Origin of the sequence: Pectobacterium hainanensis, from assembly GCF_046237015.1 — a bacterium.
GTDB lineage: Bacteria > Pseudomonadota > Gammaproteobacteria > Enterobacterales > Enterobacteriaceae > JBJYIN01.
The window spans coordinates 14524-27913 of the sequence record NZ_JBJYIN010000004.1; the positions used below are offsets into that span (position 1 = coordinate 14524).

Annotated in this window: 12 protein-coding genes; 6 read left to right on the forward strand and 6 right to left on the reverse strand. The window is 49.1% G+C overall.

The genetic code is table 11. The features are described from left to right. Positions 1 to 148 precede the first annotated feature (148 nt). From serC to ACKPVM_RS05025, 6 genes are all read left to right on the forward strand, one after another. Positions 149 to 1234, forward strand: a complete 1086-nt coding sequence (serC, locus tag ACKPVM_RS05000; protein ID WP_409307426.1) for a 3-phosphoserine/phosphohydroxythreonine transaminase — start codon at positions 149 to 151, stop codon at positions 1232 to 1234. 86 nt (positions 1235 to 1320) lie between these two features. Next, the gene (aroA, locus tag ACKPVM_RS05005; RefSeq protein WP_409307428.1) at positions 1321 to 2610 is read left to right on the forward strand and encodes a 3-phosphoshikimate 1-carboxyvinyltransferase; all 1290 of its coding nucleotides are present in this window, start codon (positions 1321 to 1323) and stop codon (positions 2608 to 2610) included. A 176-nt stretch (positions 2611 to 2786) separates the two neighbouring features. Continuing rightward, positions 2787 to 3467, forward strand: a complete 681-nt coding sequence (gene cmk / locus ACKPVM_RS05010; RefSeq protein ID WP_409307429.1) for a (d)CMP kinase — start codon at positions 2787 to 2789, stop codon at positions 3465 to 3467. A gap of 117 nt (positions 3468 to 3584) precedes the next feature. After that, entirely contained in the window at positions 3585 to 5258 is a 1674-nt protein-coding gene (rpsA, locus tag ACKPVM_RS05015) for a 30S ribosomal protein S1 (protein WP_409307431.1), read from the forward strand. A 55-nt stretch (positions 5259 to 5313) separates the two neighbouring features. After that, a complete protein-coding gene (ihfB, locus tag ACKPVM_RS05020; protein WP_409307433.1) occupies positions 5314 to 5631 on the forward strand; it encodes an integration host factor subunit beta in 318 nt (105 codons plus the stop codon). A 236-nt stretch (positions 5632 to 5867) separates the two neighbouring features. Further along, the gene (locus tag ACKPVM_RS05025) at positions 5868 to 7484 is read left to right on the forward strand and encodes a methyl-accepting chemotaxis protein (RefSeq protein WP_409307434.1); all 1617 of its coding nucleotides are present in this window, start codon (positions 5868 to 5870) and stop codon (positions 7482 to 7484) included. A 108-nt stretch (positions 7485 to 7592) separates the two neighbouring features. Here ACKPVM_RS05025 and ACKPVM_RS05030 read toward each other — a convergent pair whose 3' ends face one another. The 6 genes from ACKPVM_RS05030 to ACKPVM_RS05055 form a co-directional block, all read right to left on the reverse strand. Next, positions 7593 to 8240, reverse strand: a complete 648-nt coding sequence (locus tag ACKPVM_RS05030) for an aspartate/glutamate racemase family protein (protein ID WP_409307436.1) — start codon at positions 8238 to 8240, stop codon at positions 7593 to 7595. Between the two features lie 54 nt (positions 8241 to 8294). Beyond that, positions 8295 to 8990, reverse strand: a complete 696-nt coding sequence (gene pepE, locus ACKPVM_RS05035; RefSeq protein WP_409307835.1) for a dipeptidase PepE — start codon at positions 8988 to 8990, stop codon at positions 8295 to 8297. 22 nt (positions 8991 to 9012) lie between these two features. Next, on the reverse strand, positions 9013 to 9693 hold the full coding sequence (locus ACKPVM_RS05040) for an AroM family protein (RefSeq protein ID WP_409307437.1): 681 nt from the start codon (positions 9691 to 9693) through the stop codon (positions 9013 to 9015). An 11-nt stretch (positions 9694 to 9704) separates the two neighbouring features. Further along, on the reverse strand, positions 9705 to 10634 hold the full coding sequence (locus tag ACKPVM_RS05045) for a DUF1177 domain-containing protein (RefSeq protein ID WP_409307439.1): 930 nt from the start codon (positions 10632 to 10634) through the stop codon (positions 9705 to 9707). 77 nt (positions 10635 to 10711) lie between these two features. Then, on the reverse strand, positions 10712 to 12334 hold the full coding sequence (locus ACKPVM_RS05050; RefSeq protein WP_409307440.1) for an OPT/YSL family transporter: 1623 nt from the start codon (positions 12332 to 12334) through the stop codon (positions 10712 to 10714). Between the two features lie 61 nt (positions 12335 to 12395). Continuing rightward, entirely contained in the window at positions 12396 to 13139 is a 744-nt protein-coding gene (locus tag ACKPVM_RS05055; RefSeq protein WP_409307442.1) for an IclR family transcriptional regulator, read from the reverse strand. Positions 13140 to 13390: the final 251 nt, after the last annotated feature.

Sequence of the window (13390 nt, forward strand, 5' to 3'; positions counted from 1 at the left end):
GAGAGCGATAAGCGTTGCAGGCATGAGTGACGAATGATAAAACCGATAGTAGGGTAAGCAGTGTGGTGAACGTATTGAGGTCATACCCAACGCGTTTATGGCATTTGTGATAAAACAGTCTCTATTTTTTCAGATGTGGTGAGGGGAAATGACTCAGGTTTTTAATTTTAGCGCCGGTCCAGCAATGCTGCCGGTTGAAGTGTTACGCCGGGCTGAACAAGAACTATGTAACTGGCATGGTCTGGGCACATCGGTAATGGAAATCAGCCACCGCAGTAAAGAATTTATGCAGGTTGCCGCTGAGTCCGAGCAAGATTTGCGTGACTTGCTGAAGATCCCCTCAAACTATAAGGTCTTGTTTTGCCACGGTGGGGCTCGGGCTCAGTTTGCCGCGGTTCCGCTTAATCTGCTGGGGGATAATTCTCAGGCTGACTATATTGATGGTGGCTACTGGGCACAGTGTGCAATCAAAGAAGCAGAAAAATACTGCACGCCAAATGTGGTCGATGTAAAAACGCGCGTAGGCGATCTGCGCGGCGTAAAACCCATGAGTGAATGGTCGTTGTCGAATGACGCTGCGTTTGTGCATTACTGCCCGAATGAAACCATTGATGGTATTGCCATTGAAGAAGAGCCTGATTTCGGCGATAAGGTTGTCGTAGCAGATTACTCATCTAGCATTCTTTCTCGCCCGATTGACGTTAGTCGCTATGGCGTCATTTATGCGGGAGCACAAAAGAACATCGGGCCGGCAGGATTAACGTTAGTTATCGTTCGTGATGACTTGCTGGGCAAAGCTCGTCGTGAGTTACCGTCTATCCTCGATTATCAAATATTGTCTGATAATGACTCCATGTTTAACACCCCGCCAACCTTTGCCTGGTATTTATCCGGCATGGTTTTCAAATGGTTAAAAGAACAGGGCGGCCTGGTCGAAATGGAAAAACGCAATCAGGATAAGGCTGATTTGCTTTATAGCACGATTGATAACAGCGATTTTTATCGCAATGACGTTGTTGCGGCAAACCGTTCTCGCATGAACGTCCCTTTCTTGCTGGCTGATTCTGCTTTAGATAAAACGTTCCTTGCAGAGGCTCAGACTGCTGGCCTTCATGCGTTGAAAGGACACCGTGTGGTTGGTGGTATGCGTGCATCTATCTATAACGCGATGCCCATTGAAGGCGTTAAGGCGTTGACAGATTTCATGGCTGATTTCGAACGCCGCCACGGCTGATCAACGTTATTCTGGTTCGTTATTTTTTATAAACCCCGGTTCCCCGGGGTTTTATTTCCACATTTAAAGAAAAGAATAGGCCTCGCATGCAGGAATCCCTGACCCTCAAACCCATTAAGCTGATTAATGGCACGCTTAACTTACCTGGATCAAAAAGCGTTTCTAACCGCGCGTTATTACTGGCAGCGTTGTCGCAAGGCAAGACCCGGTTGATCAACTTGCTGGACAGTGACGATGTTCGTCATATGCTTAATGCGTTAGCGGCACTGGGAGTGGAATATCATCTGTCATCAGACCGGACAGTGTGTGAAGTGACCGGATTGGGTGGGGCGTTCAGGGCAGTCCAGCCGTTGGAGTTGTTTTTAGGCAATGCGGGAACGGCGATGCGCCCATTGGCTGCTGCTCTGTGTCTGACTGACGGAGATATAGTGCTGACGGGGGAGCCGAGAATGAAAGAGCGCCCAATCGGCCATTTGGTTGATTCGTTGCGTCAGGGAGGAGCAACCATTGATTATCTGGAGCAAGAAAATTATCCCCCGCTGCGTTTACGTGGCGGTTTTCTGGGCGGCAAGATCACGGTTGACGGCAGTGTTTCCAGCCAATTTCTAACGGCTCTGTTGATAACCGCGCCTTTGGCGGCGCAGGATACGCAAATTAGTATCCAAGGCGATCTGGTTTCTAAACCGTATATTGATATCACCTTGCATATGATGAAAACGTTTGGCGTTGATGTTCGTAACGATCGCTACCGGACATTCTCTGTGGCTGGCCGCCAACAGTATTGCGCGCCAGGTGACTATCTGGTTGAAGGGGATGCGTCTTCAGCGTCGTATTTTCTTGCCGCGGCCGCAATACGGGGGGGAACGGTACGTGTCACCGGTATAGGCCGTCATAGCGTTCAGGGCGACATCCGTTTTGCCGATGTGCTGGAAAAAATGGGCGCGCAAATTCGCTGGGGAGAAGATTATATCGAATGCCAGCGCGGCGAACTTCATGCCATTGATATGGACATGAACCATATTCCTGATGCTGCGATGACTATTGCAACAACCGCGTTATTTGCTCAAGGTGGAACGACGACATTGCGCAATATTTATAACTGGCGGGTAAAAGAAACCGATCGGTTGGCGGCGATGGCGATTGAGTTACGTAAAGTGGGCGCGGATGTTGAAGAGGGTGAAGATTATATTCGGATCACACCGCCTGCGACGTTGAATTTTGCTGAAATCGGGACCTATAACGACCATCGTATGGCGATGTGTTTTTCTCTGGTTGCCTTGTCTGATACGCCCGTTACTATCCTCGATCCTAAATGTACGGCAAAGACATTTCCTGACTATTTTGAGCAACTGGCCCGTTTAAGCGAACTGGCGTAGCACATTTCATACAGGCTCGTCACTGGGCCTGTTCCCTTCATTTCCTTAGTGCCCGCAGTGAGGTGTCGTCTTATTTTTCCTGCCAATATAACCTTTCTTTCCATTGATGCGTATAATGAAGCACCGTAGTGTCTGAAACGACATCAACGGGATTTCCCAGTGTAAAGGAGAGAAAGATGGCGGTGACTGCACCGGTAATTACGGTTGACGGACCGAGTGGCGCAGGGAAAGGCACATTGTGCAAGGCCCTGGCGGAAGCTTTACAGTGGAACCTGCTGGACTCAGGGGCGATTTATCGCGTTCTGGCTTTGGCTGCTTTACATCATCAGGTGGATATTCGTTCAGAAGAGGCGTTGGTTCCGTTGGCTTCTCATCTGGATGTTCGATTCATTTCTGAAGAAGGGCAGTTGAAAGTGATTTTGGAAGGTGAGGATGTCAGCAATGAAATCCGCACTGAAACGGTTGGTAATACAGCCTCTCAGGCTGCGGCGTTCCCCCGCGTTCGGGAAGCGCTATTGCGTCGCCAGCGAGCCTTTCGTGAAGCGCCGGGGTTGATTGCTGACGGACGAGATATGGGCACCGTTGTTTTTCCTGATGCACCGGTGAAGATATTCCTGGACGCAAGTGCAGAAGAACGCGCACAACGACGCATGCTACAGTTGCAGGAGAAAGGCTTTAGTGTTAACTTTGAACGCCTTTTGTCCGAGATAAGGGAACGGGATGACCGTGACCGGAACCGGATCGTCGCTCCGTTAGTCCCTGCCGCTGATGCGCTGGTGCTGGATTCGACAAGTATGACGATCGATGATGTGATCGCCAGAGCCTTGACTTATGCCCGTGACGTTTTGGCTGCATAAGCATCGCAAAAATGAATTTTTACCTCGCTGTAAGGATGCACAGCGGGGCATGTTAAACAACCCCATCGAGCAGGATGCCGGATGGACGTTAAATTGAAAACTCCTAAGATTATCAACATGACTGAATCTTTTGCTCAACTCTTTGAAGAATCCCTGAAAGAAATCGAAACCCGTCCCGGTTCTATCGTACGCGGTGTTGTGGTTGCTATTGATAAAGATGTCGTACTGGTTGATGCCGGTCTGAAATCTGAATCTGCCATTCCGGTAGAGCAATTCAAAAACGCACAGGGCGAACTGGAAATTCAGGTCGGTGATGAAGTCGACGTTGCTCTGGACGCGGTTGAAGATGGCTTTGGTGAAACATTGCTGTCTCGTGAAAAAGCGAAACGTCACGAAGCTTGGATCACGCTGGAAAAAGCTTATGAAGGCGCTGAAACGGTTACCGGTATTATCAACGGTAAAGTTAAAGGCGGTTTCACCGTTGAGCTGAACGGTATTCGTGCGTTCCTGCCAGGTTCTCTGGTAGACGTTCGTCCGGTTCGCGACACACTGCATCTGGAAGGCAAAGAGCTTGAGTTCAAAGTTATCAAGCTGGATCAGAAACGCAACAACGTTGTGGTTTCTCGCCGTGCAGTTATCGAATCTGAAAATAGCGCTGAGCGCGATCAACTGCTGGAAAACCTGCAGGAAGGCATGGAAGTTAAAGGTATCGTTAAGAACCTTACTGACTACGGTGCATTCGTTGATCTGGGCGGCGTTGATGGCCTGCTGCATATCACTGATATGGCTTGGAAACGTGTTAAACACCCAAGCGAAATCGTTAATGTGGGCGACGAAATCACAGTTAAAGTGCTGAAATTCGACCGCGAACGTACTCGTGTTTCTCTGGGCCTGAAACAACTGGGCGAAGATCCATGGGTTGCTATCGCTAAGCGTTACCCAGAAAGTACGCGTCTGACTGGCCGCGTCACTAACCTGACTGATTATGGCTGCTTCGTTGAAATCGAAGAAGGCGTTGAAGGTCTGGTTCACGTTTCAGAAATGGATTGGACCAACAAAAACATCCATCCGTCCAAAGTTGTTAACGTTGGCGATGTAGTGGAAGTGATGGTTCTGGATATCGACGAAGAACGTCGTCGTATTTCTCTGGGTCTGAAACAATGTAAATCCAACCCATGGCAGCAGTTCGCAGAAACCCATAACAAGGGCGATCGCGTTGAAGGTAAAATCAAGTCTATCACTGACTTCGGTATCTTCATCGGCCTGGACGGCGGCATCGATGGTCTGGTACACCTGTCCGACATCTCTTGGAACGTGGCTGGCGAAGAAGCCGTTCGCGAATACAAGAAGGGTGATGAAATCGCCGCTGTTGTTCTGCAGGTTGATGCAGAGCGCGAACGTATCTCCCTGGGTGTGAAACAACTGGCTGAAGACCCGTTCAATAACTACCTGTCTGTTAACAAGAAAGGTGCTATTGTTACTGGTAAAGTTACAGCAGTTGACGCCAAAGGTGCTACAGTTGAATTAGCGGACGGCGTAGAAGGCTATCTGCGTGCTTCTGAAGCCTCTCGCGATCGCGTTGAAGACGCAACGCTGGTACTGAACGTTGGCGACAGCGTTGAAGCAAAATACACCGGTGTTGATCGTAAGAACCGCGTTGTCAGCCTGTCTGTTCGTGCTAAAGATGAAGCTGATGAAAAAGATGCTATCGCAACAGTGAACAACAAGCCGGAAGAAGGTAACTTCTCCAATGCTATGGCTGAAGCGTTCAAAGCAGCAAAAGGCGAGTAATAACGGTGAAATGAGCAACTTCGGTTGCTCATTTTTGGAACGGTAGTAAGTTATCATGGTGATTCATAACCATGTACTTGGAGGAGCGATGACCAAGTCTGAGCTTATTGAAAGACTTGCTGGACAGCAATCTCATATCCCGGCCAAAGCGGTTGAGGATGCAGTGAAAGAGATGCTCGAACAGATGGCCACTACGCTGGCCGAAGGCGATCGTATTGAGATCCGTGGGTTCGGCAGCTTTTCACTTCACTACCGTGCCCCGCGTGTTGGTCGCAATCCGAAGACGGGTGAAAAAGTTGAGTTGGAAGGTAAATATGTCCCTCACTTTAAACCTGGCAAGGAACTGCGCGATCGTGCAAATATTTACGGGTAAATTATTACCGTAATAGATGCAATTTCTCGTGGTATTAATTGCAATGGATTGTTAAATAAGAACTTTAAAACGGCACCTAGATAGGTGCCGTTTTTTTACATTATGATAACCATATTATCTTGCTTTCTCTATCAGAATTGCGATATTTCAACCAAAAACACAATGACTTAATAAACAAAAAAATAATAAAACCGATAGCTATCATACAAATAATTTTTTTATTCGAAGAGGCTATTATGTTGAGAACATTATCAATTCACACAGGGATACTACTTTTACTAGGTTTTATGACGATATTACTGTTACTTGTCAGCGGTATGGGAATTATTGCCATTAATAAAAGTTATGAGTCAATGAATGCTATTAACCGAATTCAGGGTATTGAATTAGGTAATCTGGCGAGCAGTAATACCAATATGCAGCGAGTACGTGTTGCTGCTTCATTTGCCATACGGGCGTTGGAAACAAAACAATGGGATGATGCCGAGGCGGCGGCAGGGCGGTCTTCACAGTATGCGAATACTGCGAAAGAAGACTTACAACGTTTTTTTGCCGCGACGAGAGGGACAGGAAAGGGAGAGCAATTAGCGGATGTTATTGCTCAAGCCTATCAAAACTATTATGAGTATGGTATTACACCGATGTTGGATGCATTGAAAAATAGAGACATCGAACGTTATTATCAATATCAAGTCACGCAACTTAAAGAGTTAGGGACAATATTTGACAAGGCGAATAGAGCATATTTTGATTATGCACAACAGGCTGGTGTTGAACAGTTAGGTAATGCGTCTCTTGAACGTTCACGGATGTTGATATTAATAAGCGCATGCTGCTTGCTGGTTATCGTGCTGATTGTTTTCTCCTGGGTTATATTGCGTCATACATTACTTAAACCTCTCAATATGGCGATTCAGCATTTGGAGTTTGTTGCATCAGGCGATTTGACTCAAAATCTTCCACCAGCCGGACGAAATGAATTGGGTCGTTTGAATACCGCGCTCCACACTATGCAGCAATCACTGGCGACATCCGTCATTCGCGTGCGGGAGGCAAGTGAACAAATTGATGTAGGCAGTCGAGAGTTGGCGCAGGGGCATGAGGACTTATCGAGCCGGACGGAGGAATCCGCCGCATCGTTACAGCAAACGGCAGCAAGCATGGAGCAATTGACATCTACGGTCAGAAACAATGCGGAGAATGCACGGCAAGGGCATAATCTGGCAGAGGATGTTGCCAATACGGCGCAGCAGGGAAGCCATGTGGTACAAGAGGTTATGGAGAAAATGCAGGAGATAGCTACCAGCGCGGCCAGTATCAGTAACATTCTTAGCGTTATTGACGGTATTGCCTTCCAGACCAATATATTGGCGTTGAATGCGGCAGTTGAGGCTGCGCGAGCAGGGGAGCAAGGTCGGGGGTTTGCAGTAGTGGCGAATGAAGTCAGGACATTGGCGCAACGGAGTGCGCAGGCATCAAAAGAGATTCACGTGTTGATTGCTGACTCTAACGAACGTGTTAACGAAGGGTCTGAGTTAACGACCAGAGCAAGAGAAACGATGTCGACCATTTCAGATCAAATTATTAACGTCAATATTTTGATGAAAGAGATCTCACAGGCGTCACAGGAGCAGAGCAATGGGATTGATCAGATCAATATTGCGGTTAATCAGATGGAGGATGTCGCTCAGCATAATGCGTCGTTGGTAGAACAGGCAACGATGGCAACGCATTCGCTTGCTGAACAGTCGAGACAGCTTATCCTGGCGATGGATGCTTTCAAGGTTGAACGAGATCAAACAATCACACCATCCACGTTAACGCTGACGACACATAGTCCGATTATGGTATGACCAGAATAAAAAATGGTTGAGTCTAAGATCCGCCCCTCAGGGCGGATTGTGGGTCTAATCGGGGAATACAAAATAGCGTACCGGCTCTCTTTTATGGCAGCATTAAATTTATTGGTCGGTTTGTTTCCCCAGCCATTCGACCGCGAACATCCCGGCAGCGCTGACAGCGTCGATGGCGACGCAACCAATAGTTTGGCGGATTTGTGCTGCTAAACCGATGGTTGATAGCCCTGTACAAGAGAATGCGATGACTTTCGCACCCTGATCATATAATTCTTGTGCACAAGCGAGCGCGTTGGCACGGCCTTCTGCTGTAAGCAGATGCGTTGTCTGTGTGACACCTTTGGGCCGGGCATAGCGGACGTTTTCCCCGAGTAACCGTCGGAACGGTTCTGGAGCCTGGCTTCCGATACCAATGACGGCAACAGGTAATTTCAGATTAGCCGCCAGCCGAGCGCAAGCACTACCTGCACTAATGACGGGAATTGAAACGGCCTGACGCAGCGCATTGAGTCCAGGATCGGCAGCACAGCTTAAGAAAATAGCCTGGCAGCCTTCGCTTTCGTAGGTTTGGCCCAGCGTAATAATTTTTGGAACGGCTAAAGCCTCGCTACTTGCATCGAAGATACCATTTGGCTGATCGGGAATGCAGCGACTCACGGTTTGCAAACCATATTCTTCGGCTAATAAACGGCCATGTTCTTCTAGTAGCGAGGTGTCCTGCGTGGTGAGGACACGGATAATGCCTAGCGTCATAATGGATTCCTTCTCAACATCGGGCAGGTGGACCCAAATGATCCACCTCACTGGTTACAGAGATAAAGGATGATTAACCGCTATCGTTTGCGGCGTCTGGTGCGCACGGAATAGCGTAGCATCGTAAGGGCCAGCCAGATGTTGTTCTGCTCCGTCAACATGAATCCAGTCACCTTCCGGCAAGCCAACAACGACGGTGTCGGGCTGCGCTCGCAACAGTTCAGCGATGCGTTGCTCGCGAGTTTCCCCTTGATGTCCTTGTGGAAGCTTGTTGGTGTAGTGTGGATTAATTTGGTAATCGATCAGGTTTAATGCATCAAATCCATGCGGATCGACAATCGGCATGTCATTTGTGGTGCAGATGGTCGGGCAGGCGAGGTTAGCACCAGCGCTCCAGCCGATATAGGCCGCTCCGTCTACGACGCGCTGGCGGATGGCAGCCAGCAGGTTGCGCTCCCGGCAGCATTTCAGCAGATTAAACGTATTTCCACCGCCAACGATAATAATCTCTGCCTCACTTACGGCTTGCACGGCATCGTCCACGGAATGGGCAGACGTTAGTATGATTCCGGTGCTTGCCAGCGCCGTCTGTACTTTAGCAGCGTAATCGTCCCAGCTTATCGTGACGCCAGCGAATGGGATAAATACTGCACGGCGACGATGTTGAATCAGTTGGCTAATGGGGGGTAGCGCATGTTCCAGATAGCCTTTTCCGGGCAGGGTTCCGTTGCTTAACAGTAATAATTGCATCATGAAGTCCTATTTTATGCTGTCAGAGTAGGCCGGCAATCAACCGGGCGATCAGCGCATTGGAAAGTAACACGGGCAGACCCGTCGCCTGACGTACAATATTACGGTGGCGTTCGGTGTAACCCATGCAATCCATGATGATCGCGTCGGCTTGTTTAGCCTGTAGTGCTTGTGCTGCGGCAATCAGTTCTGCCTCACTGCCGTTGTAAGGCGACACGGCGGCATAAACTGGAGCGTGTTGCATTGCCTGCCATTTCTGACCTTCGCTACGCATTTGCTCTTCCAATGGCACCAGAATACCGGGACGGCGTTTGCCCAACAGCGTGGCAGCCACGGGAGGAACGATCATATCGGGTTCAATGAGCCAGGCTTGCTGGCAATGGAGTCCATGAAATTCGCCAGTACATAACAACAAAATAATGCTGCAACCCTGTTGTTCCAATTGATTCAGCTTTTGCTGTACCGCATCACGCACCGCACCTTTACCAAGAATGACGGCGTTGCCATTCAGTAGTCGGGAGGTAAGAATGGCTTCATCGCCCTGTGGTGCAAAACGCTGAGCAATCTCTTCGGTGGAAAGCCCATCCAGCACACCAGCATGAATACACTCCACCGTTTCCGGCAAATGGGTTTCTAATATTGGCGTAATATCGGCACGAGGTGCCTGACCGATAGTGAGTGTCCCCAGCTTAGTCATAGACATAACACCTCCTGTTATTGGCGTTTTTGCAAATGAGCCAATGAACCGTACAGTGACAGCAGTCGCTGATATTCTTCAGCATTGTAGAAATGACAAGTTTTGCGGGTAAACTCTTTTGCCACTTCAACGACAAAGCGTACGGCGTCGGCAATATCGACTTCATGACTGGCACCGGTACCACAACCGGGGACAATACCTTCTGTCGTGATGGCAACGCCGACAACGGGAGCCGACGTGGCAATAGAAGGCTGGAGAATGCTGTTAATGTGGAACACATCATTACCATAAGGTGTGATGTCTTGTGTGGTAATCGGGAACGTCACCGGCAAGCGGCCCGTTGTCATTTCCATGATTCGTAGTAAGTCTTCGGCTACGCGTAAGATATAACCTTCTTTTACCGTTGGAGATAATGCGAAGCCTTTATGATTAATAATGCGGTTGCCTTTCGTGGTATCAATGGAAAGTACCGCATCCATTTCTGGTGAGACTTCCTGCTCGTTCATATCCTCGGTTTCAACCGGTGAATCCATGAAATCGACTGGCTCATGGGGGCGAGTGGGCGCATCAGGGCAAATATGTGTGCACAGGATTACGTCGCCAGGCAGGCTATCACCTAATGTTTGCATTTTGGCCAGTTTTACCGCTGCTGCCACCGCCGCGATGGCACCGTCACCGTCGGAAACTAACCCAATGCGTCCTGGGCGGGCGCCAATGCCGCCTAACCGACCTACGATCCCTAATGTTGGCGCTTTTCCACCGTTACGTTTGCCGTCAGTGCCGGGAATGACAATTTTAACAAAGTCGGTTTTGCCTTTTGGGCCGGTGATTTCGGTTACCGTAATGTCAACCTGTGGGTAAGCGGATAAGAGCTCAACGACGGTCTGACCGCTGGCTGTCGCAGAATCAAGGGCTTCAATCACGTTCAATGTTTGGAAAAGGCTCATAACATATTCTCTTATTTAGGATTGATATAGGGTGATGCGACATATAGTTGTCGCATCAATAGCATGTTTTACTGCATTTACTTACCGCCGATCTTGCTGGCGAAAATAGAATGGAAGAAGCTATAGATAGCGTCACCGGCAATCAGCCCTGCTGCGAACACTTCCATTTGACTACGCATTTCGGCGCTTCCCCATTTCAGAATGACGAGTCGTAGTGCAATCCCTACCATTACCGCCCAACCTGCAAGGGGATTGGCAATCAGCAGGCCAGTAGCCAGTAGCACACCGAGCTGCCGACGAGAACCTCCCAACCATTGGATAATGGCACCGGGTATGGCCCATATGAGCAATGAGGTCGCAATGTCACCAGACACGCCAGCCTTGATCGTGGCGACATAGACTTTGGCGACGGGGGGAATCAGCCCTTGTTGAAAATAGCTCTGGTAAGAGAAATACACGACAGGGATAGCAACCACAAAGGCAATCATGGCTGCGAACAACTGTTGGCGACGCCCTTCCAGCTCGAAGGCAGCATCATGTCCATTATCTCGCAGGATAAATCCGGCTTTGAGGTCATATCCCATATCGGCGAAAGCGGGACCGGTTGCAACGGAAAATGAACAAAGTACAGCTAGCGCGAGCATGGGGAAACCAATCATCATACCGATGATCAGCGTAATCAGCGCCACGGCGAATGCCGGAAACCAGCCCGAGTGCATGGCCGCAAGACCGACAATCAGTTCATGGATGAAAGCAGCAAAAGCGGCATAGAAGATGAAGGCAATCAGCATACCTACTGACATTTCACTGTACAGTCCGGTACCGAAAGCAATTAATGCTGCGATCACGATATAACCGATGGCTCCCATGCGCAGCGCGGAAAGAACATGGTGACGGTCATCATTGGCAGCTTTTAGCGCTTCGGCGGTTAATACCCCCGAGGTATTGCGTTTACCGCGAATTAACATGATGACCTGGAATAGCGCGACAATACCCGCACCGATCATCATGCCATGAGGAATATAGTGCTGATTAATATCAATCCCCAGCAGTGGTTGACTATAACCACGCAACAATAGACCGATACCAAACATCGAGAGCGCCCAGATGTTCCCGATAAATGCTGTCCCCATCGCGGACATCGGCAATTTAAAGCTGGAACCCAGAACGCCCAACGCCAATCCGGCACTGAGTAATACCGCCTGTTTTCCGCCTTTATCCCCAGCTTTGATGGATTCCGCAGCAGCAACACCCGGTGGCCAGGTTCCGGTTGCGGGGAAAACGGATGTGTTGAACATGCGGTAAAGTAAATAGCCGTCCAACAACATCGCCAGCGCGACCCCAATGAACATCGGTAAAATTAAATCGGGCCGATCAAACAACCACGGTATACCGATTGGCAATAGCAGGCTATTGGCTGCGCCAAAGGTCGCGGACGAAATGGCGGTTTGCGCCAGGTTCTGTACATGAATGGAACGAAAACGCCGCATGAGTTGTAACGGCACCCGGGCGATCAACATGGCAATGAGTGCCCCGATGATCGATGTGTTGGGTGTGACACCGAGTGTGGTAAGCAACTGGATGCCAATGACGGCGCCAAACATACTGAGAATAACCAGAAACAGCAATGTCAGCGGACTGAATGTCCGCTGATGTACCTCTGGCGGCGTTTCTTCCTGGTGTAATGAAGGTTGTGACATGTGATACCACTCCTGTAAGCGTTATAAATGCGAGAGTGCGATGTTGTTATGATTATTTACATCAGCCTAACCAGTAGGGGTCGCCATATTTTTTACCAATAGGCATTGCCGCCTGATAGAGCTGTTGTGCCAACAGCAGGATCTCCTGCTGATCCGCCATGGAAGACGGAAAGGTGAGACAGAAAGCGATGCTCTCTTTTGTCTGTGGGTTGTGGACGGAACAACTTACGGATGCGGTGCCCGGTACCGCTTCATCGACCGCATGTGACCAGCGATGTTGGCGAATAGTATGAATGCGCGCCAATTGTGCCGTGACATCCAGCGAGGTTTTGGTATGCGGCGTCGGGTAATGGGCGGCGAGATGTTCGTCCGAAAAGCGAGAGAGTAATGCGCGACCGGTCGAGGTTTCCCAGGCCGGAGAACGTGTGCCGGGGTAAGTAATGACGCGCAGAGCATGGCGGCCGGGGATGACGCGTAACACCAGCACTTCGTCGCCATCCAATACGGAAAGATAACCTGTGTGGCCGGTACGTTGACATAAACTGCGCAAAGCTTGTTCTATATCATCGGTCAGAGAAGAAACACGATGCGCCAGATAAGCCGCTTCGATTAGCAAGAGACCGGTTTGATAACTGGCAGATTCAGGATCGCGTTGCAAAAAGCCTACTTCACACAACTGCTTTAGCACACGGGACGCGGTACTTTTGGGCATGTGCAACTGAGTGATGAGATCGCTCGCAGTAATGCTGCGTTTGAGCTGGCTCATCAATTTTAGAATGTCGGCTGTCGTATTTAATATGCTCATGACGAAGTCTCAAAAAATGGAACCAGGTTCCTATATATGAGACTTTGCAGAAAATATGCCAGTATGAAAAAACCGCGAAAGAAACGTGTTGAAGTATAAAATTAATACAATTTAATCAATGTGTTGAATGGATAATAAATAAGGTGAAATGCTATTTTTTTTCAGCAGAAAGATATTTTTCACCTTCTCAAAATGCACCAAAAAATGGCGTAGCGCACCAAAATAGTACGCCGTGTGCATTATTTTGGTGC

What these genes read in the sequence shown, in the direction of transcription:
- serC (WP_409307426.1), top strand. Translation starts at nt 149, where the DNA reads ATGACTCAGGTTTTTAATTTTAGCGCCGGTCCAGCAATGCTGCCGGTT.
- aroA (WP_409307428.1), top strand. Translation starts at nt 1,321, where the DNA reads ATGCAGGAATCCCTGACCCTCAAACCCATTAAGCTGATTAATGGCACG.
- cmk (WP_409307429.1), top strand. Translation starts at nt 2,787, where the DNA reads ATGGCGGTGACTGCACCGGTAATTACGGTTGACGGACCGAGTGGCGCA.
- rpsA (WP_409307431.1), top strand. Translation starts at nt 3,585, where the DNA reads ATGACTGAATCTTTTGCTCAACTCTTTGAAGAATCCCTGAAAGAAATC.
- ihfB (WP_409307433.1), top strand. Translation starts at nt 5,314, where the DNA reads ATGGTGATTCATAACCATGTACTTGGAGGAGCGATGACCAAGTCTGAG.
- ACKPVM_RS05025 (WP_409307434.1), top strand. Translation starts at nt 5,868, where the DNA reads ATGTTGAGAACATTATCAATTCACACAGGGATACTACTTTTACTAGGT.
- ACKPVM_RS05030 (WP_409307436.1), bottom strand. Translation starts at nt 8,240, where the DNA reads ATGACGCTAGGCATTATCCGTGTCCTCACCACGCAGGACACCTCGCTA.
- pepE (WP_409307835.1), bottom strand. Translation starts at nt 8,990, where the DNA reads ATGCAATTATTACTGTTAAGCAACGGAACCCTGCCCGGAAAAGGCTAT.
- ACKPVM_RS05040 (WP_409307437.1), bottom strand. Translation starts at nt 9,693, where the DNA reads ATGTCTATGACTAAGCTGGGGACACTCACTATCGGTCAGGCACCTCGT.
- ACKPVM_RS05045 (WP_409307439.1), bottom strand. Translation starts at nt 10,634, where the DNA reads ATGAGCCTTTTCCAAACATTGAACGTGATTGAAGCCCTTGATTCTGCG.
- ACKPVM_RS05050 (WP_409307440.1), bottom strand. Translation starts at nt 12,334, where the DNA reads ATGTCACAACCTTCATTACACCAGGAAGAAACGCCGCCAGAGGTACAT.
- ACKPVM_RS05055 (WP_409307442.1), bottom strand. Translation starts at nt 13,139, where the DNA reads ATGAGCATATTAAATACGACAGCCGACATTCTAAAATTGATGAGCCAG.